This window comes from Actinomadura nitritigenes, from assembly GCF_017573545.1.
Taxonomy (GTDB): domain Bacteria; phylum Actinomycetota; class Actinomycetes; order Streptosporangiales; family Streptosporangiaceae; genus Spirillospora; species Spirillospora nitritigenes.
Genome location: NZ_JAGEOK010000060.1, coordinates 1 through 25420, shown reverse-complemented (window position 1 = coordinate 25420; position 25420 = coordinate 1). Strand labels below are relative to the sequence as shown.

General features: G+C 72.4%; 24 protein-coding genes. 11 read left to right on the top strand and 13 right to left on the bottom strand.

Annotation, left to right across the window (positions count from 1 at the left end):
- Positions 1 to 79: 79 nt before the first annotated feature.
- From J4557_RS47000 to J4557_RS46990, 3 genes are all read left to right on the top strand, one after another.
- Positions 80 to 676, top strand: a complete 597-nt coding sequence (locus J4557_RS47000) for an Rv1733c family protein (RefSeq protein ID WP_208274098.1) — start codon at positions 80 to 82, stop codon at positions 674 to 676.
- Positions 677 to 923: 247 nt separating this feature from the next.
- Positions 924 to 1334, top strand: coding sequence for an Hsp20/alpha crystallin family protein (locus J4557_RS46995; protein ID WP_208274096.1), 411 nt, complete (start codon positions 924 to 926; stop codon positions 1332 to 1334).
- A gap of 80 nt (positions 1335 to 1414) precedes the next feature.
- Entirely contained in the window at positions 1415 to 1984 is a 570-nt protein-coding gene (locus J4557_RS46990) for a universal stress protein (RefSeq protein ID WP_208274094.1), read from the top strand.
- A 60-nt stretch (positions 1985 to 2044) separates the two neighbouring features.
- On the opposite strand, the gene J4557_RS46985 is transcribed toward J4557_RS46990, so the two are convergent.
- Positions 2045 to 2911: a universal stress protein gene (locus J4557_RS46985; RefSeq protein ID WP_208274092.1), complete on the bottom strand. Its 867-nt coding sequence runs from the start codon at positions 2909 to 2911 to the stop codon at positions 2045 to 2047.
- A 60-nt stretch (positions 2912 to 2971) separates the two neighbouring features.
- A complete protein-coding gene (locus tag J4557_RS52070; RefSeq protein WP_208274090.1) occupies positions 2972 to 3805 on the bottom strand; it encodes a universal stress protein in 834 nt (277 codons plus the stop codon).
- 312 nt (positions 3806 to 4117) lie between these two features.
- Here J4557_RS52070 and J4557_RS46975 point away from each other — a divergent pair, with 312 nt between their 5' ends.
- Complete coding sequence (locus J4557_RS46975; RefSeq protein ID WP_208274088.1) at positions 4118 to 4609, top strand: DUF2231 domain-containing protein; 492 nt, start codon at positions 4118 to 4120, stop codon at positions 4607 to 4609.
- A gap of 103 nt (positions 4610 to 4712) precedes the next feature.
- Here J4557_RS46975 and J4557_RS46970 read toward each other — a convergent pair whose 3' ends face one another.
- The 10 genes from J4557_RS46970 to J4557_RS46925 form a co-directional block, all read right to left on the bottom strand.
- Complete coding sequence (locus J4557_RS46970) at positions 4713 to 5753, bottom strand: zinc-dependent alcohol dehydrogenase family protein (protein ID WP_208274086.1); 1041 nt, start codon at positions 5751 to 5753, stop codon at positions 4713 to 4715.
- Between the two features lie 95 nt (positions 5754 to 5848).
- On the bottom strand, positions 5849 to 6943 hold the full coding sequence (locus J4557_RS46965; RefSeq protein WP_208274084.1) for an acetate/propionate family kinase: 1095 nt from the start codon (positions 6941 to 6943) through the stop codon (positions 5849 to 5851).
- Positions 6944 to 6967: 24 nt separating this feature from the next.
- Positions 6968 to 9340 carry a phosphoketolase family protein gene (locus tag J4557_RS46960; protein ID WP_307800607.1) on the bottom strand — a complete coding sequence of 791 codons (2373 nt, stop codon included), beginning with the start codon at positions 9338 to 9340 and terminating at the stop codon, positions 6968 to 6970.
- Positions 9341 to 9426: 86 nt separating this feature from the next.
- On the bottom strand, positions 9427 to 10194 hold the full coding sequence (narI, locus tag J4557_RS46955) for a respiratory nitrate reductase subunit gamma (RefSeq protein WP_208274080.1): 768 nt from the start codon (positions 10192 to 10194) through the stop codon (positions 9427 to 9429).
- Entirely contained in the window at positions 10191 to 10868 is a 678-nt protein-coding gene (narJ, locus tag J4557_RS46950) for a nitrate reductase molybdenum cofactor assembly chaperone (protein WP_208274078.1), read from the bottom strand. Before narJ ends, narI begins: the two co-directional genes overlap by 4 nt.
- Positions 10865 to 12598 (bottom strand): nitrate reductase subunit beta, encoded by a 1734-nt coding sequence (gene narH, locus J4557_RS46945; protein WP_208274076.1) that lies wholly within the window; start codon positions 12596 to 12598, stop codon positions 10865 to 10867. Before narH ends, narJ begins: the two co-directional genes overlap by 4 nt.
- Positions 12598 to 16263 carry a nitrate reductase subunit alpha gene (locus J4557_RS46940; RefSeq protein WP_208274112.1) on the bottom strand — a complete coding sequence of 1222 codons (3666 nt, stop codon included), beginning with the start codon at positions 16261 to 16263 and terminating at the stop codon, positions 12598 to 12600. Before J4557_RS46940 ends, narH begins: the two co-directional genes overlap by 1 nt.
- A 35-nt stretch (positions 16264 to 16298) precedes the next feature.
- Positions 16299 to 17678 carry an MFS transporter gene (locus tag J4557_RS46935; protein ID WP_243777462.1) on the bottom strand — a complete coding sequence of 460 codons (1380 nt, stop codon included), beginning with the start codon at positions 17676 to 17678 and terminating at the stop codon, positions 16299 to 16301.
- A gap of 330 nt (positions 17679 to 18008) precedes the next feature.
- On the bottom strand, positions 18009 to 18866 hold the full coding sequence (locus tag J4557_RS46930) for a universal stress protein (protein ID WP_208274074.1): 858 nt from the start codon (positions 18864 to 18866) through the stop codon (positions 18009 to 18011).
- Positions 18867 to 19142: 276 nt separating this feature from the next.
- Positions 19143 to 20477 (bottom strand): cytochrome P450, encoded by a 1335-nt coding sequence (locus tag J4557_RS46925; protein WP_208274072.1) that lies wholly within the window; start codon positions 20475 to 20477, stop codon positions 19143 to 19145.
- 123 nt (positions 20478 to 20600) lie between these two features.
- Between J4557_RS46925 and J4557_RS46920 the strand changes: the two genes are divergently transcribed.
- Positions 20601 to 21254: a TetR/AcrR family transcriptional regulator gene (locus tag J4557_RS46920; RefSeq protein WP_208274070.1), complete on the top strand. Its 654-nt coding sequence runs from the start codon at positions 20601 to 20603 to the stop codon at positions 21252 to 21254.
- A 111-nt stretch (positions 21255 to 21365) separates the two neighbouring features.
- On the opposite strand, the gene J4557_RS46915 is transcribed toward J4557_RS46920, so the two are convergent.
- Complete coding sequence (locus J4557_RS46915; protein ID WP_208274068.1) at positions 21366 to 21809, bottom strand: winged helix-turn-helix transcriptional regulator; 444 nt, start codon at positions 21807 to 21809, stop codon at positions 21366 to 21368.
- Between the two features lie 140 nt (positions 21810 to 21949).
- Here J4557_RS46915 and J4557_RS46910 point away from each other — a divergent pair, with 140 nt between their 5' ends.
- The 6 genes from J4557_RS46910 to J4557_RS46885 form a co-directional block, all read left to right on the top strand.
- Positions 21950 to 22819 carry an aldo/keto reductase family oxidoreductase gene (locus J4557_RS46910; protein WP_208274066.1) on the top strand — a complete coding sequence of 290 codons (870 nt, stop codon included), beginning with the start codon at positions 21950 to 21952 and terminating at the stop codon, positions 22817 to 22819.
- A gap of 254 nt (positions 22820 to 23073) precedes the next feature.
- Positions 23074 to 23571, top strand: coding sequence for a DUF5994 family protein (locus tag J4557_RS46905; protein ID WP_208274065.1), 498 nt, complete (start codon positions 23074 to 23076; stop codon positions 23569 to 23571).
- Positions 23552 to 23812: a hypothetical protein gene (locus tag J4557_RS46900; RefSeq protein WP_208274063.1), complete on the top strand. Its 261-nt coding sequence runs from the start codon at positions 23552 to 23554 to the stop codon at positions 23810 to 23812. Before J4557_RS46905 ends, J4557_RS46900 begins: the two co-directional genes overlap by 20 nt.
- Before the next feature lie 90 nt (positions 23813 to 23902).
- Positions 23903 to 24343: a hypothetical protein gene (locus J4557_RS46895; protein WP_208274061.1), complete on the top strand. Its 441-nt coding sequence runs from the start codon at positions 23903 to 23905 to the stop codon at positions 24341 to 24343.
- Complete coding sequence (locus J4557_RS46890; RefSeq protein ID WP_208274059.1) at positions 24333 to 24497, top strand: hypothetical protein; 165 nt, start codon at positions 24333 to 24335, stop codon at positions 24495 to 24497. The genes J4557_RS46895 and J4557_RS46890 overlap by 11 nt, the downstream gene beginning before the upstream one ends.
- A gap of 70 nt (positions 24498 to 24567) precedes the next feature.
- Positions 24568 to 25420 (top strand): PAS domain S-box protein (locus tag J4557_RS46885; RefSeq protein ID WP_208274057.1); only part of this gene is annotated, 853 nt, incomplete at its 3' end.

Genomic DNA, 25420 nt, shown 5'->3' with positions numbered 1-25420 from the left:
CCGGCGCGGGACGTCCGCACCTGCCGGCCCTTCCCCGCCCGCGGTTACGTTCGCCGCAGAGCGATCCCAGGAGGCGGCCATGTCCGGCGTTCACCCACTTCACGGCCTGGACGGCCTTCAGCGGCTACGGCGGCGGTTCGGATTCGACGGCAACGACCTGCGGCGCCCGACGGACCGGCGGCAACGGGCCGTCGGGCTGGCGGCGGCGGTGTCGTTCGCCGGGCTCGCCCCGCCGCTCTGCGCGGGCGTCGTCTCGCCGGCCTATCGGTCCGGGCTGAGGGCCGAGGCGGCGCAGACCGCCACGCACCGTCTCGTCGACGCCCGCGTCGCGCGGACCGAGACCGGGACGACCGGCCAGGTGCGCTACTCCTTCGCCGTGCTGGCCTGGACGAGCGCGGACGGCGAGAGGCACTGGACGACGGTCCCGGCGAGCAGGGCGACGAGGCCCGGCGCGGTGCGGCGGATCTGGGTGGACGCCTCAGGGGAGCCTGCACGGCGCCCGCAGAGCCGCTCCGACACGGTCACGACGGCGGCCTTCGCCGGTGTCGCGGCCACCGTCGCCGCCGGGGCGCTGCCGTTCTCGGCCTACCTGCTCGTCCGCCGGCGCTGCGACCGCCGCCGCGCGCAGATGTGGGACCTCGAATGGGCGCGTCTGGACCGGCGGCAGATGAACTGATCCCGATGGACCTTGGTCCCGCCCCGACGTGACCGACGGCCATGGGAACGGGGCGGCGCCGGAGAAACCATGGAATCGGCACCCACCGACGGGAGACGGGCACCCAGCCCGGAGCAGCCGACCGGCGGCCACCGCGCCGCAGGACCCACCGTCGCCAAGACGGGCATCCGGCACCCGGGCGCCCCGACCCCACCGGCGGGTGTCCCCCAGACCCCTCCGGGTCCCCCTGTGCACAAGGGAGGCACACATGTCCGCGCTGGAGCGCCGCGAGTCCCGCATCCTGCCCGACCTGCTCGACTGGTTCGAGTCGCCGTTCGCCATCCTCCGCGGCGGCGCCCAGACCATGCGGGTCGAGGACTACATCGACGGCGACGACCACATCGTCCGCGCCGAACTGCCCGGCATCGACCCCGACAAGGACGTCGAGATCACCGTCTCCGGCGGCATGCTGCGCATCCACGCCGAGCGACACCAGGAGAACAAGGAGCCGCACCGGTCGGAGTTCACCTACGGCTCCTTCACCCGCTCCTTCACCCTGCCCACCGGCATCGAGACCGACGACATCAAAGCGTCCTACGACCAGGGCATCCTCACCGTCCGCGTGCCCATGCCCAAGGCCGCCAAGACCGAAGACAAGCGGATCACCATCGCCAAGTGACACCACGACGAGGGCACCGGACCGGGCCGCCGGTCCGATGCCCTCATGGCGTCCCCAGGACCAGAACGGAGATGAGGACGATGACAGACCTTCGGGACACCGACCAGATCGTGGTCGGCGTGGACGGGTCGGCGGCCTCGCTGGCCGCGCTGCGCTGGGCGGCCGACGAGGCGGAGCTGCGGCAGGCCGAACTCGTCGCCGTCCGGATCTGGCGGGCCAGCCGGGAGTGGCTCGCCCCCTACGCGGTGGCGGTCGCCCGGCCGTCCCCGGGGCAGGAGCGCGAGCAGGCCCGGAGCGGGCTGGCCGCGGACGTCCGGAGGACCCTCGGCCCGGCCCCCCGAGTCCCCGTCCGGCAGGAGCTGGTCCACGGCGAGGCGGCACGCGAGCTGATCGGCCGCGCGGCCGGCGCCCGGCTGCTCGTCCTCGGCGGGCACCGGGGCGGTCATTCGCCGGAGGTCCCTCCCGGGCCGGTGATCTCCGCCTGCCTGAGGCACCCTCCGTGCCCGGTCGTCCTCGTCCCTCCCGTCCCTGTGCCGGAGATCGCGGACGGCACCGCGGGCTCGCGACGCGAGGCGCCCCACGCGGGACGGACATCACCCGACGTCGTGTCCCCGGCCTCTGCGAACTCCGCCACCCCATTCGGGGCATAGAGGGCGATCAGATCGCCCGAGTGCGGACATCGGCCGGGGCTCGCCGTCGTGGCCCCCCGGTCAGGAGGGGTGGTGGCCGCGGGCGGGGACGACGGCGACCGGGCAGTGCGCGTGGTGGATCAGCGCGTGCGTCACCGCGCGGTTGCGGGGAACCGTCAGTCCCTCGTGCGCATGGGTGCCGACGACGACCAGGTCGGCCGCTCGGGAGGCGGCCATGAGCGCCGCGGCGGGGTTGTCGGGGACGATCGACTCCTCCACGTCCACGTCGGGATACCGCTTGCGCAGCGGGGCATGCGCCTCGAGGACGCGCCACCGGGCACGCTCCTCCGCGCGTTCCGGGCCGGCCGCCGCTCCCGGCCCGTCCAGGGCCTCGGGGAAGGGCCACGCGTGCACGGCTCGCAGGCGGGCGTTCCAGGCGGCCGCCGCCCGGAACGCGTACTCCAGGGTCGCCGAGTCGTCACCGAGCCCGATTCCCACGGCGATCTCGCCGTGCCCGGCGTCGCCCTCTCCGCGCACGACCACGACCGGACAGGCCGAGTGCCGGACCGCTCCGAGGCCGACCGAGCCCAGCACGAGCCCGGCGAACCCGCCGAGGCCGCGGTGGCCGACGACCAGCTCGAACGCGCTCTTCGACCGCTCCGCGAGGGCGCGCACGGTGCCCGTCGCGGCCAGCTCGACGTCCACCCGGACCTCCGGGCGCCGATCGCGCGCGACGCGTTCGGCGCTCGCCAGGATCTCACCGCCGGCGCGCGACAGCGAGGCGACCTCTCCCGGCGCGGCGGTCAGCGGGACGTCGAAGGCCCAGTTCTCGACGGCGTGGACGATCCGCAGGTCCCGCCGGTACCGGGCGGCTTCGTCGGCGGCCCAGGCCACGGCTCGCGCGGACGGGACGGAGCCGTCGGCGCCCACGATGATCGGTTCGGCCATGGTCCTCTCCTCTGTCGGGTCCCGGCCATCCGGGACGGGTTCGCGCCCGGCGCTCCGGGCTCAGTCGCGCGGCGGGACGACCACCACGGGGCAGGCCGCGTGGTGCAGCACGGCGTGGTTCACCCGTCCCAGCGCGATGCCGGACGGGGCGTGCCTGTGGCGGGCACCGACGACCACCAGGGCCGCGTGCTCGGACGCCTCCACCAATGCCCGGGCCGCGGTCCGGTCGGAGATCATCTGGTCGACGGGGACGTCCGGGTGCTCCCCACGGACCCCGGCGAGGGCCGCGGACAGCTCCATGTCCTCCACGACCCGCGTGCGCGGCGACGGGAAGTCCCCGCCGACCGCGTGGAGGGCGAGGATCCGGGCACCGCGCGATTCGGCCTCCGCGAACGCCCATTGGAGGAGCCGGTCCTCGCCGACGCGCCCTTCCAGGCCGAGGACGATCTCGCCGGGCGCCTCCGCGGGGAACGGCGCGGAACGGGACACGACGAGCACCGGGCAGCGCGCGTGCGCCGAGACGTACAGGCCGACCGATCCGAACAGCAGTCCCTCGAACCCCCCGACCCCGCGCGAACCGACGGCCACCAGTGCGGCCTGCTCGCTCTCGGCGACCAGCGCGTGGCCGGGGTCGCCCGGCGCCAGGCTCGTGTCGATCCGGAGCTCCGGATGGATCTTGAGGGCGTACTGGCGGGCCTCGGCGAGGAGGTCCTCGCGTTCGGCGATCAAGTGGACCAGCACGTCCTCGGGGATCCTGCCGCCGTGCATCAGGAACTGCGCCCCGTGCACCAGCCGCAGCGGCAGCCGGCGGCGGATCGCCTGATCGGCCGCCCAGTCCAGGGCACGCCACGCGTGCACGGAGCCATCGATGCCCACGACGATCGGAGCCGACACCGGTCATCCCTCCAACGCTCTAGAACAACCCACTATCGACGCTAGGCCGCGCCTCCCCGCCGTTCTCCGGCCAAAGGTCCCCTCTTGGAACGGCAAGGGTCACCCACGACGCCGAACACCGGTTCGATGCCATCGCTCTCCTGAGCGGAGGTGAAACGCCGCACCGCGTGACGGTGAATGCTCCGTGAAATCTTCGTGACCGCTGCGCGGGGCAACCTATGAGGGTTCTCTGAAAGCACGCGAAGCTGTGGGCAGGACGGAGCGAACCAGGACATCCTCGTCCAGTCCCCCCGTCTATGCGAAAGGTTGCTCATGCCGTCGACCCTTTGGGGCCTGCCGACCCATCCGCTCGTCGTCCACCTGGTGGTCTTCCTCGTCCCGCTCACCGTCGCCGCAACGCTCGTGGTGGCGCTGTGGCCGCGGGCGCGGCGGGTGGCGGCCCCGTGGGTACTCGCCGTGGCGACCGTCGCGGTGATCTCGGTGCCGATGGCGACGTCGAGCGGCGAGAACCTGGAGAGCCGGGTCCCGCACAGCGCCCTGGTGGAACGGCACGCCGAACTGGCCGACATGCTGCTGCCCCTCGCGGGAGTGATGTGGCTGGGCCTCGCCGTCATGACCGGCGTCGGCTGGTACGCCCGCCGCGAGTCGGCGGCGGCGCCGCGCTGGGCGGGCGCGGTGACCGTGGCCGCGGCGGTCCTGGCGATCGGAGGGGCCGCCGCGTCCGGCGTCCAGGTGGTCCGGATCGGGCACAGCGGCGCCAACGCGGTGTGGCACGACGTGGCCGCTCATCCCGAGCGCCGCTGAAGGGGCGCCGGACGCCGAAGGTCCGGGGCGGGAGCCGCGACCGTCCAAGCCCGAGGGTGGACGGCCGCGGCTCCTCCGGTTCCCGGCTCGGCGGGTCAGCGGGTCAGCGGGTCAGGACGACCTTGAGGGCGCCCGTGTGGGCGGCGTCGGCGAAGACCTCGTAGGCCTTCGGGAAGTCGTCGAGGCCGAAGCGGTGCGTGACGAACCGTCCGGCGTCGAGCTGCCGGCCGGCGAGCAGCCGCAGCAGCGTCGGCGTGGAGAAGGTGTCCACCAGCCCGGTGGTGATCGTGACGTCCCGTATCCACTGCTCCTCCAGGTGCAGCGTCGCGGGCTCGCCGTGCACGCCGATGTTGGCGATGCGACCGCCGGGACGCGCCAGCGCGACCGCGAGTTCGAAGGCGTCGGGGACGCCGACGGCCTCGACGGTCGTGTCCGCCCCCAGCCCGCCGGTCAGGTCGCGGACGATCGCGGCCGGATCCTCGCGGGAGTTGTTCACCAGGACGTCCGCGCCGAACTCCTTGGCCGCCGCGAGACGGCTGTCGGCCAGGTCGACCGCGATGATCCGGCTCGGGCTGAACAGCCGCGCCCCCATGATCGTGGACAGGCCGATCGGGCCCGCGCCGACGACCGCGACGACGTCGCCGGGCCCCACGCGGCCGTTGAGGACCCCGACCTCGTACCCGGTGGGCAGGATGTCGGCCAGCATCAGCACGTCCTCGACGGGAACCCCCTCCGGCAGCGGGTGCACGGAGGTGTCTGCGAAGGGCACGCGGACGTACTCGGCCTGCGTTCCGTCGATCTTGTGTCCGAGGATCCAGCCGCCCCCGCCGAGGCACTGCCCGTACCTGCCCTCGCGGCAGAACCGGCAGGTCCCGCATGAGGTGATGCACGAGACCAGCACCTTGTCGCCCGGCTCGACCGTCCGGACACCGGAACCGACCGTCTCGACGGTTCCGACGGCCTCGTGGCCGAGGATCCTGCCGTCGGTGACGGCCGGGACGTCGCCCTTGAGGATGTGCAGGTCCGTCCCGCAGATCGTCACCGCGTCGACCCGCACCACCGCGTCGCCGTCATCGATGATCTGCGGTTTCGGGACCTCTTCCCAGGCCTTCTGACCCGGACCGTGGTAAACCAGCGCACGCATTGGAGCCTCCTCGGCCACTCCGGTTACCTGCTCACCTCCAGCCTCGCCGTCGACGGTCCGGGCCCGACAGTGGCCAACGTCCCGGCCGAAGGGCCTTACGTCCCGCCGAGGTCGGACCGGGTGGCCGCGGCGATCTCGAGGTCCTCGCGGGCGGTGACCACCACGGCCGCCACGGCCGCTCCGGGCGGGCTGATCACCGTGTCGGCGCCGGTGACGGCGTTGCGATCGGGATCGACCTCGACTCCCAGGAAGCCCAGGTCGGCGGCCAGCCGCCGCCTGGTCACAGGATCGTGCTCGCCCACGCCGCCGGTGAACACCAGCGCGTCGAGGCCGCCGAGGGCCGCGACCATCGCCGCCGCGCAGGCCCGCAGCCGGTGGTGGTACACGGCCAGCGCCGCCACCGCCACCTCGTCTCCGGCGGCGGCGCGGGAGCGCAGCCTGCGCATGTCTCCGGTCCCGGCGAGGGCCCTCAGCCCGGAACGGTGTTCCAGGGCGTCGGCGACCTCGCCGGCGGGGACGCCGTGCGCCAGCAGCCACAGCGGGATGCCTGGGTCGATGCTGCCCGCTCGGGTGGCCATGACCAGGCCCTCCTGCGGCGTGAACCCCATGGTGGTGTCCACCGACCGCCCGTTCGCCAGCGCCGCGAGGGACGCTCCCGATCCCAGATGGCACACCACCATGCGCGGGACGGCGGGGCAGGCGCCCAGGAGTTCGGCGGCGCGGCGGGCGGCGTAGGCGTGCGACAGCCCGTGGAAGCCGTAGCGGCGCAGGCCGAACCGCTCGCGCCATTCGGCCGGCAGGGCGTAGGTGGCGGCGGCGTCCGGCAGGGTGGCGTGGAAGGCGGTGTCGAAACAGGCCACCGCCGGCACGTCCGGGAGGGCTCTGCTGATCTCGCCCAGCGCGTACAGCGACAGCGGCTGGTGCAGCGGCGCCAGGTCGGCCAGGTGGTACAGCCGCTTGGCGACCTCGTCGTCGATCAGCACCGGCCGGGTGTAGTCGCGGCCGCCGTGCACGAAGCGGATGCCGACCGCGTCGGGGCGAGGGAGCCTTGCCACGGAGGCGATGACGCGCTCGGCCTCGCGGTCGGCTCCGCCCGTCGGCAGCTCGATGTGAACGCTCGTGGTGTCGTCGGCTTCCAGGAGGCTGAGCTTGACGCTGCTCGAGCCGGGGTTGACGGTGAGCACTCGCATGACGCACTCCTTCGCACGGCGCGCTCAGTAGGGCCAGGCCCAGTCGCGGACTTCCGGCGCGTCCTCGCCGTGCTCCCGTGTGTACGCGCGCAGCCGCAGCCGCTCGTCCAGCATGCGCTGCCGCACGTTCGCCACCCGGCTGCCGAGCGAGGGCACGCGGTCGATGACGTCCACGACGAGGTGGAAGCGGTCCAGGTCGTTCAGCATCACCATGTCGAAGGGCGTCGTGGTGGTGCCCTCCTCCTTGTAGCCGCGAACGTGCAGGTCGTGGTGTCCGTGGCGGCGGTAGGTGAGCCGGTGGATCAGGTACGGGTAGCCGTGGAACGCGAAGATGACGGGCTTGTCGGCGGTGAACAGGGCGTCGAACTCGACGTCGGGCAGCCCGTGCGGATGCTCCTCGACGGGCTGGAGACGCATGAGATCGACGACGTTCACCACCCGGACGCGCAGTTCCGGGAAGAAGCGCCGCAGCAGGTCCACCGCGGCGAGGGTCTCCAGGGTGGGGACGTCGCCGGCGCAGGCCAGGACCACGTCGGGGTCGGCGCCGCCGTCGGTGGAGGCCCATTCCCAGATGCCGATGCCGCGCGCGCAGTGCGCGACCGCCTCGTCCATCGGCAGCCACACCGGGGCTGGCTGCTTGCCGGCGACGATGACGTTGACGTAGTCGCGGGAGCGCAGGCAATGGTCGGCGACCGAGAGCAGCGTGTTGGCGTCCGGCGGCAGATAGACGCGGGTGATCTCGGCCTTCTTGTTCAGCACCACGTCCAGGAAACCGGGGTCCTGGTGGGTGAACCCGTTGTGGTCCTGCCGCCAGACGTGCGAGGACAGCAGGTAGTTGAGCGACGCGACGGACCGCCGCCACGGCAGGTGCCGGGTGACCTTCAGCCATTTCGCGTGCTGGTTGAACATGGCGTCGACGATGTGGACGAACGCCTCGTAGCTGTTGAACAGGCCGTGCCGCCCGGTCAGCAGGTAGCCCTCCAGCCAGCCCTGGCACAGGTGCTCGCTGAGCACCTCCATGACGCGGCCGCTGCCGGCCAGGTGCTCGTCGGTGTCGCGCCTCTCGCCTTCGAACACGCGGTCGGTGACCTCGAAGACGGCGCCCAGCCGGTTGGAGGCCGTCTCGTCCGGGCCCATGATCCGGAAGCTCCGCGGGTTCGCGGCGACGACGTCGCGCAGGTAGCCGCCGAGGACGCGCGTGGCCTCGGCGGTGGCGGTGCCGTGCTTGTCCACCGCCACCGCGTAGGCGCGCGGGTCGGGAAGGTCGAGAGGACGCAGCAGCAGCCCGCCGTTGGCGTGCGGGTTGGCGCTCATCCTCCGGTTCCCTGACGGTGCGAGGTCGCGCAGCGTGGGGACCGGCCGCCCGGCGTCGTCGAAGAGCTCTTCCGGACGGTAGGACCGCAGCCACGCCTCCAGCTCCGCCAGGTGCCCGGGATCGTCGCGGACGCCGGCGAGCGGCACCTGGTGGGCGCGCCACGTGCCCTCCACGGGCAGGCCGTCGACCTCCTTGGGCCCCGTCCACCCCTTCGGCGTCCGCAAGATGATCATCGGCCAGCGGGGGCGCCCGGCCGCCCCGTCCTCGCGGGCGGCGCGCTGGACGGCGGCGATCTCGTCCAGCGCGCGGTCGAGCGCCGCCGCCATGTCCCGGTGCATGGTCGCCGGATCGTCGCCGGAGACCACGATCGGGGCATGGCCGTACCCCTCGAACAACCTGACCAGCTCGTCCTCGGGGATGCGGGCGAGCACGGCCGGATTGGCGATCTTGTAGCCGTTCAGGTGCAGGATCGGCAGCACCGCGCCGTCGTTCACCGGGTCGACGAACTTGGTGGAATGCCAGCTGGCCGCGAGCGGCCCGGTCTCGGCCTCTCCGTCCCCGACGATGCACGCCACGACCAGGTCCGGGTTGTCGAACGCGGCTCCGTACGCGTGCGCCAGCGAGTAGCCGAGCTCGCCGCCCTCGTGGATCGACCCCGGCGTCTCCGGCGCGACATGGCTCGGGACGCCGCCGGGGAAGGAGAACTGCCGGAACAGCGCCTTCATCCCGACGGCGTCCTGGGACACCGCGGGGTAGACCTCGCTGTAAGTGCCCTCCAGCCAGGCGTTGGCGACCGCGGAGGGCCCGCCGTGCCCGGGCCCCATGATGTAGATGGCGTCCAGATCGCGGGCCTTGATCACCCGGTTGAGGTGGACGTAGCAGAAGTTGAGGCCCGGCGAGGTGCCCCAGTGCCCCAGGAGCCGGGGCTTGATGTGCTCCCGCCGCAGCGGCTCGCGCAGCAGCGGATTGTCGAGCAGGTAGATCTGCCCGGCCGACAGGTAGTTGGCCGCTCTCCAGTAGGCGTCGATCGACGCGAGTTCGGTGTCGGTCGAAGGGCCGCTCGGGGTCGTCGTGGACGTCACCGTTCCTCCTTGAGATCGTTGCCCCCAGCGCACCATCGGCCGGGCCGCGCACGGCAGGGCCGAAGGTCACCAGCCGACCGGGGCCGTCAGGTCCGTTCCCATCCGCGCCGGGGCGGGAGGGCGCCCAGCTGGACGTCTCGGCTGCGGTAGACGATGTAGGGGCGGGTCAGGTAGCCGACCGGGGCGGTGAGCATGTGCACCAGCCGGGTGAACGGCCAGATGCAGAACAGCGCCATCGCGCTGATCGCGTGGAGCCGGAACAGGATCGGCACGCCGCTCATCAGGTCCGGGTCCGGCCGGAAGTAGAAGATGGACCGGAACCAGGGCGAGACCGTCTCGCGGTAGTCGTAGCCGCCGCCGAGCAGGTTGGCCACGACGGTCGCGGCGAGGCCGAGCACGATGGTCAGCGCCAGTACCGCGTACATCAGCTTGTCGTTGCGGGTGGTGGCGGAGAACACCGGGCCGACGGTCCGCCGCCGGTAGATCAGGATCACCAGGCCGGCCAGTGTGCAGAAGCCCGCGACGGTGCCCAGCACGAGCGCCGCGATGTGGTACGTGTGCTCGCTGACCCCCACGGCGTCGGTCCAGCTCTCGGGGACGAGGATGCCGCCGACGTGGCCGAGCAGGACGAACAGGATGCCGAAGTGGAACAGCGGGCTGCCGATGCGCAGCAGCCGGTTCTCGTACAGCTGGGACGAGCGGGTCGTCCAGCCGAACTTGTCGTAGCGGTACCGCCAGACGTGCCCGAGGACGAACACCGCGGCGGTGACGTACGGCAGCGCGACCCACAGCAGGACGCCGGAGACCCCGGCTTCGCCGCTGCCGGCGGCCAGGGCCGGTACGAGACTGGTCATGAGCGGGCCTCCAGGACCGGATCGGGCAGGAAGACGGGACCCGACGCCGTCCCGTAGGGCGCGAGGCCGACCTCCTCTTCGGGCGGGCCTTCGGCGATGAGGCGGGCGACCGCCTCCTCGTTCCGGCCGGTCAGCGGCGGCAGCGTCGCCGAGACCGCCTCCAGCACGGCCGTCCACGGCGACCCCGCCTCGGTGAGGGACAGCCGCAGGAGTTCCAGTCCGGCCCGGTGTTCCACGAGCAGCCGGCGCCCCTGGGCGAGGTCGCCGGTGGCGGCGAACTCCAGCACGACGGCGAGATGGTCGGGCAGTTCGGTGGCGTCCAGATCGAGTCCGGCCGCGGCGTACGCCTGCTTGAAGCGCAGCAGCGCCATGCCGCGCTTGCGGGTGTCGCCGTAGGCGTAGTACGTCAGGTACAGGCAGCAGCGTCTGCGGTGGTCGAACGTCGCGACGTACTCCGCTGCGAGGTCCTGCGGCGGGGTCGCGTCCAGATGGTCGAGGACACGGGTCAGCGGTTCGGCGGCGGGAGCGGGCAGGCTCCCGACGGCCCGCCGCAGCAGCGGCCGCCGCCCGAGCAGTTCCTCGTCGGGGTAGCCGAGCAGCAGTGACGCGACCTGCCAGGCGGTGGCCAGTTCCGTCTCGGTGAAGCGGGCCTTCTTCGCGGGTCCGATCCTCATGGCCTGGGCTCCGTCTCGGCGGCGCCGGAGCCGGCGGGCGGGCCGGCGCCCTCCGGGCCGTCGCCGCGGCGCTCGGGGAACAGGCCGGTCGGCATGCCCTTGCCGTCCCAGTTCAGCAGGTTGACGCGCTTGTGCTTGTCGGCCGGGTCGACCGGGTTGTCGGAGGTCTGCCGCTCCCGGAGCATGTGGAAGTTCTCCACCGCGATCGGGTTCGGTCGCCCGGACGCCTCACCGAACGGGCCGGAGCCGCCGCCCAGCCCGGCTCCGCCCATGCCCGGGCCGCCGTCGTAGTCCAGCGCGCACTCGGTCGCCAGCTCCTCCAGGCCGTGGGCCTGCTCGGCGTGCGCGGGCGGGATGACGTAGCGCTCGTCGTACTTGGCGAGGGCGAGCAGCCGGTACATGTCGTACATGGATTCGCCCGACATGCCCACCGCCTCGGGGATCGTGCCGTCGGGGTCGCGGCCGAGGTTGATGTCGCGCATGTAGGAGCGCATCGCGGCCAGCTTGCGCAGGACGGCGTCGACCGGGGCGGTGTCCCCGGCGGTGAACAGCTCGGCGAGGTACTCCACCGGGATGCGCAGCGCGTCGATCGCCGCGAACAGGTTCCCCCTGTCCTCGGCGTCGTGCCCGGTGTCGCGGACGACGTCGACGACCGGGGACAGCGGCGGGATGTACCAGACCATCGGCATCGTCCGGTACTCCGGATGCAGCGGCAGCGCCACCTTGTAGGTGTTGATCAGGGCGTTCACCGGGGACCGCTGGGCGGCCTCGATCCAGTCGGCCGGGATGCCGTCGCGCTCCGCCGCCGCGATGACCTGCGGGTCGTGCGGGTCGAGGAACACCTGCCGCTGCGCCTCGTACAGGTCGGTGTCCTCGGGGGCGGACGCGGCCTCCAGCACCTTGTCGGCGTCGTAGAGCATCAGCCCGATGTAGCGCAACCGCCCCACGCACGTCTCCGAGCAGACCGTCGGGATGCCGACCTCGACGCGCGGGAAGCAGAAGGTGCACTTCTCGGCCTTGCCGGTGCGGTGGTTGAAGTACACCTTCTTGTACGGGCAGCCGGACACGCACATCCGCCAGCCGCGGCAGCGGTCCTGGTCGACCAGGACGATGCCGTCCTCGGTGCGCTTGTAGATGGCGCCGGACGGGCAGGACGCGGCGCACGACGGGTTGAGGCAGTGCTCGCAGATCCGCGGCAGGTAGAACATGAAGGTCTTGTCGAACTCCATCTTCACCTTGTCGGAGATGTCCTTGAGCAGGACGTCCTTGTCGCCGTGCTCGACCGAGCCGCCCAGGTCGTCGTCCCAGTTCGCCGACCAGGAGATCTTGGTGTCCTTGCCCGACAGCAGCGACTTCGGGCGGGCGACGGGCGTGTGCTCCTGCAGCGGCGCGTCGGTGAGGGTCTCGTAGTCGTAGGTCCAGGGCTCGTAGTAGTCGCCGATCCCCGGCAGCTTCGGGTTGGAGAAGATCGTCAGCAGTTTGCGCAGCCGGCCGCCGCCCTTGAGCGCGAGCCGGCCGCGCTTGTTGAGCGTCCAGCCGCCGCGCCAGCGCTCCTGGTCCTCGTACCGGCGCGGGTACCCCTGGCCGGGGCGCGTCTCGACGTTGTTGAACCACACGTACTCGACGCCGCTGCGGTTGGTCCACGCCTGCTTGCAGGTGACCGAGCACGTGTGGCAGCCGATGCACTTGTCGAGGTTCATCACCATCGACATCTGGGCCATGACCCGCATCAGTACTGCACCTCCTGGGAGCGCCGGCGGATGACGGTGATCTCGTCGCGCTGGTTCCCCGTCGGGCCGAGGTAGTTGAACGCGAACGACAGCTGCGCGTACCCGCCGATGAGGTGGGACGGTTTGAGCAGCAGGCGGGTCAGCGAGTTGTGCACACCGCCGCGCCGCCCGGACGTCTCCGACCGCGGGACGTCGATGAGCTTGTCCTGCGCGTGGTACATGTACACCGTGCCCTCGGGCATCCGGTGCGAGACGATCGCGCGGGCCACGACGACGCCGTTGCGGTTCACCGCCTCGATCCAGTCGTTGTCGCGCACCCCGATCTTCGCGGCGTCCGTCCCGCTCATCCAGATCACCGGTCCGCCGCGCGACAGCGACAGCATGAACAGGTTGTCCTGGTACTCGGAGTGGATCGACCACTTGTTGTGCGGGGTCAGGTACCGGACGGTCAGCCCGAGCTCGCCGGTCTCCCCGAGCCGCGGCTCGCCGAACAGCGCCGACATGTTCAGCGGCGGGCGGAACGTCGGCATCTGCTCGCCCATCTCGGCCATCCAGTCGTGGTCGAGGTAGAAGTGCTGCCTTCCGGTCAGCGTGTGCCATGGCTTCAGCCGCTCCACGTTGATCGTGAACGGCGAGTAGCGGCGCCCGCCGCTCTCCGAGCCCGACCACTCCGGCGAGGTGATGACCGGCACGGGGCGGGCCTGGGTGTCGGCGAACGTGATCTGCTTGCCCTCGTGCTCGGCGGCCAGGTCGGCGAGCTCGGTCCCGGTGCGTCTCTCCAGCGTGTGGAAGCCCTGGGTGGCCAGGTGCCCGTTGGTGGTGCCGGAGAACGCGAGGATCATCTCGCAGGCCTGCACGTCCCGCTGCAGGGACGGCCGCCCGTCGGCCGGTCCGCCCCGGACCACGCCGTTCTTGTGCGCCAGGTACTCGACCTGCTCCGCCACGTCGAAGGTGACGCCCTTGGTGGTGGCGCCCAGCTTCTCCGCCAGCGGCCCGAGCGCGCTCATCTTCGCCGCGACCGCGGGATAGTCGCGCTCCACCGTCACCAGCTTCGGCATCGTCACGCCCGGGACCGGCTCGCACTCCCCCGCCGCCCAGTCGGCGACCCGCCCGTGCGGCGTCGCCATCTCGTCGGGGGTGTCGTGCAGGAGCGGCATCGCGACGACGTCCTTGCGGACGCCGAGGTGCGTCTCGGCGAGCCGGCTGAACGCGGCGGCGATCGCCTGGAACGCCTGCCAGTCGCTGCGGGTCTGCCAGGGCGGAGCGATCGCCGGGTTGAACGAGTGCACGAACGGGTGCATGTCGGTGGTGTTCAGGTCGTGCTTCTCGTACCAGGTCGCCGCGGGCAGCACGATGTCGGAGTAGAGCGTGGTGCTGGTCATCCGGAAGTCCAGCGACAGCAGCAGGTCGAGCTTCCCGGCGGGCGCCTCGTCGCGCCACACGACCTCCTTGGGCCGCTGCTCGGGTGCCGCCTCCTCCGCCCTGACGGCGTTGCCGGTGCCGAGCAGGTGCTTCAGGAAGTACTCGTCGCCCTTGGCGGACGAGCCGAGCAGGTTCGACCGCCAGACGGTCAGGACGCGCGGGACGTTCTCCGGCGCGTCCGGGTCCTGGCAGGCGAACTTCAGCCGCCCGGCCTTCAGCTCCTCGACGACGTGCTCGCCGACCTGCTTCCCGGAGGCCTCGGCCTCGTCGGCGAGGTCGAGCGGGTTGCGGTCGAAGGTCGGGTAGGACGGCATCCAGCCGAGGCGCGCCGCCTGCGCGATGATGTCGGCGGTGGTGCGCCCGGCCAGCCGCCCGCCCCCGCCCGCGGCGGCGAGCGCGCCGGCGTCGAAATGGTCGTAGCGGAACTGGTCGGTGTGCAGGTAGAAGAACGCCGTGCCGATCATCTGCCGGGGCGGGCGCGACCAGTCGAGGCCGAAGGCCAGCTGCGCCCATCCCGTCACCGGGCGGCACTTCTCCTGCCCGACGTAGTGCGCCCAGCCGCCCCCGTTCACGCCCTGGCAGCCCGTCAGCGACGTCAGGGCCAGGAAGGCCCGGTAGATCGTGTCGGAATGGAACCAGTGGTTGGTGCCCGCCCCCATGACGATCATCGACCGGCCGCGGGACTCCTCGGCGTTCGCGGCGAACTCCCGCCCGATCCGCTCGGCCGCCTGCGCGGGCACGCCGGTGATGCCCTCCTGCCACGCCGGGGTGCACGGCTCGGCCGCGTCGTCGTACCCGGACGGCCAGGTGCCGGGCAGCCCGTCCCGCCGTACCCCGTACTGGGCCAGCAGCAGGTCGTAGACCGTCGTGACGACGTGGCCGCCGACCTCGCGGACGGGAACGCCCCGCCGCAGCGTCCCCGGGGCGCCGTCCGCGGCGTCGAACCGGGCCAGCTCGACCTCGACGGCCTCGCCGCCCTCCACCGACAGCAGCGGGTCGGCGTCGCCCAGGTCCAGGTTCCACCTGCCCTCGCCTGCCTCGCCGTACCGGAAGCCGAGCGACCCGTTCGGGACGAGCGGCCGGCCGGTCACCTCGTCCAGGATCACCGTCTTGAACGCCGCGTTCTCCGACTCCGCCTCCGCGCCCGGCAGGTCGGCCGCCGTCAGGAACTTGCCGGGAACGAACACGCCGTCGCGCCGCTCCAGCCGCACCAGGAACGGCAGGTCGGTGTAGCGCTTCACGTAGCCGGTGAAGTAGGGGACCTGCCGGTCGATGAAGAACTCCTTGAGGATCACGTGGCCCATCGCCATCGCCAGCGCGCCGTCGGTTCCGGGCTGCGCGGCCAGCCACTCGTCGGCGAACTTGACGTTGTCGGCGTAGTCGGGCGACACGGCCACGACCTTCTGCCCCCGGTACCGGGCCTCGGTCATCCAGTGCGCGTCCGGGGTCCGCGTCACCGGCAGGTTGGAACCCCACATGATCAGGTATCCGGCGTCCCACCAGTCGCCCGACTCCGGCACGTCGGTCTGGTCGCCGAAGACCTGCGGCGACGCCACCGGCAGGTCGGCGTACCAGTCGTAGAACGACAGCATCGTCCCGCCGACCAGCGAGGTGAACCGGGAGCCGGACGCGTGCGACACCATCGACATCGCGGGGATCGGCGAGAAGCCCGCGACGCGGTCGGGGCCGTACTCCTTGATGGTGTGCACGTACGCGGCGGCGGCCATCTCGGTCGCCTCGTCCCACGTCGCCCGCACCAGACCGCCCCGGCCGCGCGCGTCCTTGTACCTCCGGGACTTCTCCGGATCGGACACGATCTCCTGCCACGCCGCGACCGGATCGCCGGTCCGCGCCTTCGCCTCCCGGTACATCTCCAGCAGCACGCCGCGGACGTAGGGGTAGCGGACCCGCGTGGGCGAGTAGGTGTACCAGGAGAAGGACGCGCCGCGCGGGCACCCGCGCGGCTCGTACTCCGGGCGGTCCGGGCCGACCGACGGGTAGTCGGTCTGCTGCGCCTCCCAGGTGATGATGCCGTCCTTGACGTACACCTTCCACGAGCAGGAGCCGGTGCAGTTCACCCCGTGGGTGGACCGCACCACCTTGTCGTGCGACCACCGGTCCCGGTAGAACGCGTCCGCCTGCCGGCCGCCCGCCTTCGTCAGCGTCCGCAGGTCGGGAGACACCTTCGCGCGGGTGAAGTACCTCCGCGTCCCCACCAGCGCCTGCTCGACAGGGCCGTCCATTCCGGGCCGGGCACCGCGTCCGCTCTCGTCGTTCACTAAGACTGTTCCTTCCTGCCGGCCGCTGCGTCCTCCGCGACGCCGTCCTCGTTCGTCATGCGTGGTACTCCGTGCGGCTCGTCGACGTCGCGGGCATGGGGTGGTCCCTGCCCGATGATCGGCGGCGCGATGTCCGGTTCACCGGATTGTTGTGGAATGGCGGCCCGCCGCACCACCGTGGCGGTGAAGAGCGCGGCGGCCCCCGCGACCACGGCCAGCAGGACGAGCCCGACCGCGTACGAGCCGAGGCTTCCGTAGATCGAGCCCATCACCAGCGGCGGGACGAACCCGCCGAGACCGCCGGCGGCGCCGACCACGCCGGTCACCGCGCCGACCCTGTTCGCCGGCGCCGCCTGCGCGACCAGCGCGAACGTCGCGCCGCTGCCGACGCCGAGCGCCGCCGCCATGCCGAGGAACGCGATCGTCCCGAGCGGCAGCAGCACCGGCGCGGGCGCCTGGACCAGCGCGAACACCGCGGTCGCCACCAGCGACACGACCATGACGCGCACCGGGCCGAGCCGGTCCGACAGCCACCCGCCGACCGGGCGCATCACCACCGCCAGCAGGACGAAGCCCGCCATCCGGTTCGCCGCGTCCACCTGGGTGAGCCCGTACTCGGTCTTGAGGTAGGTGGGCAGGTAGACCGAGAAGGCCACGTACCCGCCGAACGCCACCGCGTACAGCGCCGCCGCCTGCCACGTGACGCCCAGCCGGGCCGTCGCGGCCAGCCGCCGCGCGAGCGGCTCCTGCGGAACCGCGCGCCCCGGCGCCTCCCTCAGCACGACCACCGCGACCACCGCGTAGACCGCCAGCACGACCGCGGTCACCACGAACGGCGTCGCCTCGCCCCACCGGTCGACCATCCGGACCGTGGTCAGCGCGCTGATCGCGGTGCCGCCCATGCCCGCGCCGAACACGCCGATCGCGAGCCCGCGCCGTTCCGGCGGGAACCAGGCGTTGACGAACGGCACCCCCACCGCGAACGCCGTCCCGCCGACGCCGAGGAAGAACCCGCCCGCCAGCAGCTCGGCCAGCGAGGAGTGCCCGGCGAGCCCCAGGTAGAGGACGGGGACGATCGTCACCGCCGACACCACCGGGAGCATGATCCGGCCGCCGAACCGGTCGGTCAGCGCCCCGACCGGGATCCGGCCGAGCGACCCGACGACCACCGGCACCGCCACGAGCAGGGCCTGCTCGAACGAGCTGAGGTGCAGCGACTCCTTGAACCGGGGGCCGAGCGGGCTCAGCAGCGCCCACGCCCAGAAGTTCAGCGCGAACCCCAACGTGACCAGCACCAGCATCACCATCGGGCGCGGTCCGCCTTCGGCCGCCGCCGGCGCCTCCCCCGGCAGGCCTGCCCGCTCCCGTGATGCTCCCATTGCGTCCACCCGCCTCGTTCGTCGGTGCTGCGCTTCGGGCACGGCCGGTACCCGAGCGCACGCCGCGAAACGTGATCGATTCGCGTCGAGACCACCTTGATCGATTCAGATCACCGCAAACAGGGACGTTGGTCCCGTAAACCGGACCCTTCCGGCCCGCCGACAGGGTGCGGGGAGGGCGCGGCATACGTCACAGCGGCCCCGCGCGAAGGCGGGACCGCTGTTCGGGAAAACTCAGGGCGTTTGAGGGCGGTGAAGGAGCGACCGTTGGCTCAGAGCCCCTGAAGGGGCGCTGGAGACGCCGTCCAGCGGATCCTCCTTCGAACGGCCTCAGGTGGAAGGGACGACGGCGACGGGGCAGTGCGCGTGGTGGATCGCACCGTGCGCCGCGGACCCGAGACGAGGCGCCGTCCACGACCGCGTGTGGGCGCCCACCACGACCAGGCGGGCCGCGTGCGACGCGTCCGACAGGGCGGTCACCGGGTGAGCCATGACCACTTCGGGAACCACGTCGACCTGCGGGTACTTCGCCTGCCAGGGCGCGTACGCCGCGGCGAGGCGGTCGAGGAACTCCCGTTCCACCCGTTCCGCCTTGTCCCGATCGGGGGCGAAGCCCGCCTCGACGAGGGTCTGCGAGACGCGCCAGGCGTGCATGACCCGCAGTGACGCTCCGTTCAGGGCGGCCGCGTCGAACGCGTAGTGAAGGATCGCGTCCGCGTCCTTCTGGAGGTCGAGCCCGACGACGACCTCCCCTCGCTCGTCAGCCGTCCCGCGCACGATGACGACCGGAATCGTGCAGCGCGCGGCCATCCGCAGGCCGACGGATCCCAGCATCAGACCGGTGAACCCGCCGACGCCGCGGTGGCCCACGACGACCTCGAAAGCGCCCGCGGTCTGTTCGATCAGGGCATGCGGCGCGTCGTCCGAGACGAGCGCCGTGCTGACCTCCAGGTCGGGCCACTGCTCCCGGACACGCTCGGCCACGGCGACGAGAACGCCGCGCCCCACCCGGGACATGAGACCGATCGTCTCCGCCGGTGCGAACAGCGGCGCGCCGTACGGCCAGTTCTCGACGGCGTGAACGATGTGAAGGCGCCGGTGACGCAGGTTCGCCTCGGTGGCCGCCCAGTCCACGGCCCGGTCCGCGTGCTCGGATCCGTCGACGCCTACGACGATGGGCTGTGACATGTTCTCCTCGCGTTTCCCAGACGCTCACGTCGATCGGTGCGCGCCCGTCCGACAGGACCCCATGACTCCAGCCTCGCGCCCGTCACCGGCTCCATCCAGGGACGAAAGTCCTGGTCGGCGGCATCAGCCCCGCGGCTGACCATCGTCCACGTCCCCGACCAAGGTGGATTCGTCCCTGCAGGACCCCGCCTCCCCGGTCTCGGACGGGTCGAGGGTGACCCGGCGACTGGCCCGGGCCGGTGGGTGGCCCTGGGCATGGCGGTGGGCCGGTCCTTCCTAGCCGGGCCGCACGGAGGAAGCGGTCGGCGGGGTGAAGCTGCAGGGCAGGCGCTTGTATCCGTTGATGAATCCGGACATGAGCCGGTCGGGCTCTCCGGCGGTGATGTCCGGCAGGCGGTCGAACAGCTCGCGGAACATGACGGTGATCTCCCGCCGAGCCAGGTTGGCGCCCAGGCAGAAATGCGGGCCGGGGCCGCCGAACCCGACATGCGGATTCGGCGACCGGGTGATGTCGAAGCGATCGGGATCGGTGAAGACCGCCTCGTCCCGGTTGGCGGACCAGTAGAACAGCGTCACCCGCTCGCCCTTGCGGTAGGTGTGGCCGTTCATCTCGTGGTCGCGGGTCAGGTTGCGGCGCATGAAGATGACGGGGCTGCTGAAGCGCACGATCTCCTCGACCGCCCCCGCGATGCGCCCGTCGAAGTCGGCCAGCAGCAGTTCCCGCTGGTCGGGGTGCTCGGTGAACAGCCTCAGCCCGTGCGCGATCGCGTTGCGGGTGGTCTCGTTCCCCGCCACGACCAGCAGCAGGAAGAACGCGGCGAACTCGCGGGGGCTCAGCCGCTCGCCGTCGACGTTGGCGTTCACCAGCGCCGACGTCAGGTCGCCGGTGGGCGCCGACCTGCGCTCCCGCCCGAGCTGCGCGGCCAGCCGGTGCAGCCGCCATCCGGCCGACGCCACCGTGCCCAGCATGCGGAGCGTGGGCAGCCGCCCCATCTTCGGTCCGCCGCCGCCGTACTCCACCGTGGCGCCGACGTACTCGGGGTCGCTGTAGCCGACGATGATGTTGGTCAGCTCCACCACGCGCCGGTGATGCCGAGCGGGAATGCCCAGCATGTCGCAGATGACCTCGACCGGGAGCCGCGCCGCGGCCTGGGAGACGAAGTCCCCGCCGCCCGCCCGGATCAGCTCGTCCACGATCCGGGCGGCGCGCCTCGCGATGTCGTCCTCGGCCTTGGCGAGCATCTTGGGGCTGAACGCCCTGGAGACGATCCGGCGGATCTTGGCGTGCCGCGGGTCGTCCATGTCGATCATCGAGTTGAAGTACTTGTCCATCCAGCGGGGCATGTCCGCCGGGCTGGTCGCGCTGGGCTCGCTGCTGAAGATCTCCGGGTGGCGGCTGGCCTCGGTCACGTCGGCATGGCGGACGAGGGCCCAGGACCCCGGGCTCTGCGGAAGGAACGGCAGCTTGGGCAGGGTCAGGAACACCGGTTCCGGCCGGGCGCGCAGCTCCGCGAACGCCCGTGCCCGCTCGTCCAGCGGCCGGGCCCAGAACCGCAGATCGCTCGGGTCGATGTCCGTCGGTGCCGGCTGTGGGGGGTTCTCCGTCGCCACCGGACCTCACGCTCCCGTCTCACCGTGCCACGATTTCTGGTGAGTCGGTTCACCAGAAATATCCGGTGTTCAGCGTCCTCAGATTCGCGGGTGGAGTCAAGGGGATGCGGCAGAATCGGAGCCGTGACGTCCCGGACATCCCGCGCGCGCCCCTACCGCGGGGTCCCCGCCGACCAGCGTCGGGCCCGCCGCCGGTCCGCGCTGCTCGCGGCGGGGCTGCAACTGCTGGGCACGCAGGGGTTGGCGGCCACCACCGTGCGGAAGGTCTGCGCCGAAGCCGGGCTCAACGACCGCTACTTCTACGAGAGCTTCCCCGACCGGGACGCGCTGCTGATGGCGGTCGTCGACGACCAGGTCGCCCAGGGCACCGCCGTGATCCTTTCCGCCGCCCGTGAGGCCCCCCGCCAGCCGCAGGCCCGCACCCGCGCCGTGGTGACGGCGGTGTTCGACTTCCTGACCAGCGATCCGCGCCGCGCCCACATCCTCACCAGCGCGTTCCCCTCCTCGCCCCTGCTCCAGCAGCGGCGAGTCGAGATCGTCCGCACCCTGGCCGCCATCTTCGCCGCGCAGGCCCACGAGACGCTGGACCGCGTCCCCGTCTCCGACACCGACCTGGAACTGACCGGCCTGACCCTCACCGCCGGCCTCTGGGACCTGTTCACCACCTGGTTCCGGGGCGACCTGGACATCGACCGCGACCATCTCATCGACTACACCGTCGCCCTGGTCCTGACGACCACCGACCTGGCCGCCCCGCTCCACCAGCGTCTCCACTGACCGGAGCGAGCCGTCGCCTTCCGGACGGCGGGCGGCAGATCCGGACGCTGGTGCGTCGCCGCGCCGGGAAGTTCGCCGGCCGGCATCACGCCGTCGGCGGCGGAGCGTCGTTCAGTCGGTAGTGGCGTCGTACGCCGCGCGGTTCGCGATCACGTCGTCCATGTGGGTCTCGGCCCAGGCCTTCAGGCCGCGCACCATGTGGTGCAGCGAGATGCCCAGGTCGGTCAGCTCGTAGGTGACGGTGACGGGCACGGTGGGCACCACGGCGCGGGTGACGAGCCCGTCGCGCTCCAGCGAGCGCAGCGTCTGGGTGAGCATCTTCTGGCTGACACCCGCCAGCATGCGCGACAGCTCCGAGTAGCGCATCGCCCGGGGTCCCCCGGCGCACTCGCCGTCCGGCCGGCGCGGGCCGTCGCTGCCGAGGGCGGCGAGGACCAGCGCGACCCATTTGCCCGAGAGCCGGTTGAGGAGGTCGCGGCTCGGACATTCCTCCAGGAACGCGTCGTACTCCACCTTGGCCTGTGCCCGTTGCTGGGCCGCCGTCGTCGTCGCCACCGCCCGCTCCTTCGTCGCCTCAGGGTTCGCTACGTACTTTCAGGTGCCTACTTCCTTTCAGAACGTTACTCCCCTCAGGCTGGGGGCCGAGGAGCCGCGAGGCCCCTTCGCAGCACACACACCAGAGACAGAGGTAGAGAATGTCCTCCCCTTCCCTCCCCGGCGGCACCTGGACCCTGGGCGACCTGCCGGTCTCCCGGTTCGGCTACGGCGCCATGCAGCTCGCCGGCCCCGGGGTCATGGGCCCGCCGGCCGACCGCGACGCCGCGCTCGCCGTCCTCCGCGAGGTCAGGGACCTCGGGATCACGCACATCGACACCGCCGGCGCCTACGGGCCGCGCTTCACCAACCGGCTCATCCGTGAAGCGCTGCATCCGTACCCCGAGGCGCTGCACATCGCGACCAAGGTCGGCGCCGACCGCGACCCGCAGGGCGGCTGGCCCCCGGCCCGCGAACCCGAGGCCCTGCGTCGCGCCGTCCACGAGAATCTCGAAGACCTCGGCCTCGAGGTGCTCGATCTGGTGAATCTCCGGCTCGGGGACGCTCAGGGACCCCGGCCCGGCTCGCTCGCCGCCCCCTTCGAAGCACTCGTCGAACTCCAGGACCAGGGTCTGATCCGGCATCTCGGCGTCAGCAACGCGACGGCCGAGCAGGTCGCCGAGGCACGCGCGATCGCGCCGATCGTGTGCGTGCAGAACCTGTACAACCTCGCCCACCGCCAGGACGACGAGCTGATCGACGAGTTGGCCGAACAGGGCATCGCCTACGTGCCCTTCTTCCCGCTCGGCGGCTTCAGCCCGCTGCAGTCCTCGGCGCTCGCCGCCGTGGCCGACCGGCTGGGCAGGTCACCGATGTCCGTCGCCCTGGCCTGGCTGCTGCAGCGGTCGCCGAACATCCTGCTCATCCCCGGAACCTCGTCAGCGGCCCACCTGCACGAGAACGTCGCAGGCGCGGCGCTGCGGCTCTCCCCCGACGACCTCGCCGAACTCGACACGATCGGCCGCCGGTGACCTTGTTGAAGACCGTTCGGGGTGCCGCCGGTCATCCTGCTGGAAACCTCCGGCTCGTGCCGGTGGCCGTCCCGCCGCGAGGGCCGTTCAGCGTGGTGTGAGCTTCAAGGCGGTGGCGCGGGCGGGCGCGCCCGGGGGCGTTCCATGGCGTAGGCTGGCCGTATCGAGGGCATTTCGCGCGCGGGCCGCCTTGCCGGCGCCGTCCTCGGGGATCACGACCCGGTCCTCGCCGGACCGAGAATGGGGCCTTCCAGATGGCCCGCCACAGCACCCGACTCGCCCGCCTTCCCGGCACGGCCGCCCCGCCCCTGATTCCGCCGCCCGCGTCCCGGCTGCGCCTGAGGCCGGACGGCACCGGGCGCGGGATCATGGACGGCGGCTGGTGGCCCCGGTCGCGCGACGCGGCCGCCGAACTCCCCGAACTGGTGATCACCCTGGCCGAGCGGCTGGGCGCGGCCACCCGCCTGACCATCGACTTCGACGACTGGGACCACGTCCCGCTCCGCATCACCGCCCTGCGCCGGGTCATCCGCGTGGGCTGGCTTCCCCACCTGGACCACATGGTCGCGGTCTCCAGCGGCCGTGACGAGCCGCTTCTGCTGCTGGTCATCCCACCTGGGACGCCCCGGGCCCGCGCGGAGGAGGCCCTGGGCAGGGCGGCGGCCGGGACCGGCGATACGCCGTGGGAGATCCTCGCCTCCTGCGACGTCTCCACCGTGATCGGAGATCACCATGACCGCCTCGTCCGCTGACCTGCCCCCGCTTCCCTCCGAGGTGCGGATGCCCTCACACGCGCGTCCCGGCCACACCATCGTCGCGCTGCACGGCGGCTTGGACGCCGACGCGGCGCCGGCGCCGCGTGAGAACCCGCCGGGCGTGCTGCGGCACCATGGCCTGCTGCTGATACTCGGCACGGGCGAGGTGTCGTCCTGCGAAGAGGCGGGCCTCGTCGCCCTGGCGTCCCCGCGTGCGCAGGCCGAGGCCGCGGCGTGACCGCATGAACCTCGGAGGCGGGCGCCCGGTCCGCCGAGGTCGCCGGCACGGGGCAGCCCGCTCCGAGCCGTTCCCCGTGCGGCCGGGCCCGTGACCCCGTCCGCGCGCCGCAACGCCGAGTCCGCCGGACGGCAGGCCCTGCGCACCGGCCGATGGCAGTGGCCCGGAGGGAGCCTGGCGTCCGAACCCGTCCGCGACACCATCCGCGACGCGCTGCGCAGATGGGGGCTGGGGCTGGTGGCAGGCGAGCTCACCGACCGCCTGACGACGCTCGTCCAGGAACTGCTCGCCCATTCGGGCCGGCGCGGGCGCGGCTCGATCGATATGCGGCTGGAACTGCGGGCGCCCGCCCGTCTCCTGCTGGGCGAGGTCCACCACACGCCCCTCCCCGCCGGTGGAGCCCGCGACCGGCCGGCCGGCGGCCGCGGCATCATCGCCGTCACCTATGGCCGCCGCCCGGCCCGTGAAGGCACCGAGTACGTCCGCTCCTTCTCGTGGTGGCGGTCAGAGGAGGCCCCCGGTGGACCGTGACGCCGGCGTCGCCCCGGACCGGACGGGGAGCGACGAGCGAATGACGATGAAGGGCGAGTACCTCGGGCTGATGAGGGGCCTCGCCGGCGGCATGGCCGTTGCGGTCGTCGCCGTCTGCGCGGTCATCGCCGTGGTCTTCCTGATCGTCTCCTGAACGCCCACGCCTCGGACGTGTCCGGGGCGGCCCAGGGGGCAGGGTCCTGGTGTCCGACCGGGAGGACCAGATGAGCGGGGAACCGGACGGCGGGGTCGGCATGCACCATGACGGCCTGGTCGAGGCCATGAACGCGGGCGTGGTGGCCGTCAACGCGACCGGGCGGATCACCGCCTGGAATCCCCGGGCCCGGGAGCTGCTGGGGTACAGCCGCGAAGAGATGGTCGGGACGCCGATGCAGCGGCTCATGCACCGGGCCGGTGAGGGGGTGCCGCCGGTGGAGCGGGAGTGCCGCCCGCTGCGGACGCTGCGCACCGGAGTCCCCGACCACGGCGACGGCGACCGGTTCGCCCACCGCGACGGGCGGCCGGTGAGGCTGTCCTGGTCGTCCGCGCCGATCTTCGCCGACGATCCGGCCGCGGCCGCCGCTGAACCGGGGGCGGGGGCGGTGGCCGGAGCGGTCATCGTCCTGCAGGACGCCGCCGAGCGGTTCCGGATCGAGCAGGAACGCCAGGACCGGATGGCCGAGGTCCAGCGGGCCAACTCCCGGCTGGCGCTGGTCGCCGAGATCACCACGGTGCTGTCGTCCACGCTGAACGAGGACGAGGTGCTGCGGCGGCTGGTCCGGCTCGTCGTGCCCGCGCTCGGCGACTGGGCGGAGGTCGACCTGCTCATCGCCGACGGACGGATCGAGCGGGCGGCCGCCACGCACCGCGAACTGTCCCCCGCCGACATCGCCGCCCTGGAGGGGCCGCTCCCACCGCTCCCCCGAACCCCGCGCGGACCGCTCGGGCGGGTCCTGCACGGCGGCACGACCCTGGTCGTCGGCGGCGACGCCGCCCGCCCGTATCCCGACGAGCCGCTGACCGCGGCCCAGCACGAGCTCTTCCAGATCATGGACGCCCGTTCCGCGATCATCACCC

Excerpts from the sequence above, each read along its gene's own strand:
- J4557_RS47000 (WP_208274098.1), top strand. The coding sequence starts at position 80 with ATGTCCGGCGTTCACCCACTTCACGGCCTGGACGGCCTTCAGCGGCTA.
- J4557_RS46995 (WP_208274096.1), top strand. The coding sequence starts at position 924 with ATGTCCGCGCTGGAGCGCCGCGAGTCCCGCATCCTGCCCGACCTGCTC.
- J4557_RS46990 (WP_208274094.1), top strand. The coding sequence starts at position 1,415 with ATGACAGACCTTCGGGACACCGACCAGATCGTGGTCGGCGTGGACGGG.
- J4557_RS46985 (WP_208274092.1), bottom strand. The coding sequence starts at position 2,911 with ATGGCCGAACCGATCATCGTGGGCGCCGACGGCTCCGTCCCGTCCGCG.
- J4557_RS46975 (WP_208274088.1), top strand. The coding sequence starts at position 4,118 with ATGCCGTCGACCCTTTGGGGCCTGCCGACCCATCCGCTCGTCGTCCAC.
- J4557_RS46970 (WP_208274086.1), bottom strand. The coding sequence starts at position 5,753 with ATGCGTGCGCTGGTTTACCACGGTCCGGGTCAGAAGGCCTGGGAAGAG.
- J4557_RS46965 (WP_208274084.1), bottom strand. The coding sequence starts at position 6,943 with ATGCGAGTGCTCACCGTCAACCCCGGCTCGAGCAGCGTCAAGCTCAGC.
- narI (WP_208274080.1), bottom strand. The coding sequence starts at position 10,194 with ATGACCAGTCTCGTACCGGCCCTGGCCGCCGGCAGCGGCGAAGCCGGG.
- narJ (WP_208274078.1), bottom strand. The coding sequence starts at position 10,868 with ATGAGGATCGGACCCGCGAAGAAGGCCCGCTTCACCGAGACGGAACTG.
- narH (WP_208274076.1), bottom strand. The coding sequence starts at position 12,598 with ATGCGGGTCATGGCCCAGATGTCGATGGTGATGAACCTCGACAAGTGC.
- J4557_RS46940 (WP_208274112.1), bottom strand. The coding sequence starts at position 16,263 with ATGGACGGCCCTGTCGAGCAGGCGCTGGTGGGGACGCGGAGGTACTTC.
- J4557_RS46935 (WP_243777462.1), bottom strand. The coding sequence starts at position 17,678 with ATGGGAGCATCACGGGAGCGGGCAGGCCTGCCGGGGGAGGCGCCGGCG.
- J4557_RS46930 (WP_208274074.1), bottom strand. The coding sequence starts at position 18,866 with ATGTCACAGCCCATCGTCGTAGGCGTCGACGGATCCGAGCACGCGGAC.
- J4557_RS46910 (WP_208274066.1), top strand. The coding sequence starts at position 21,950 with ATGTCCTCCCCTTCCCTCCCCGGCGGCACCTGGACCCTGGGCGACCTG.
- J4557_RS46905 (WP_208274065.1), top strand. The coding sequence starts at position 23,074 with ATGGCCCGCCACAGCACCCGACTCGCCCGCCTTCCCGGCACGGCCGCC.
- J4557_RS46900 (WP_208274063.1), top strand. The coding sequence starts at position 23,552 with ATGACCGCCTCGTCCGCTGACCTGCCCCCGCTTCCCTCCGAGGTGCGG.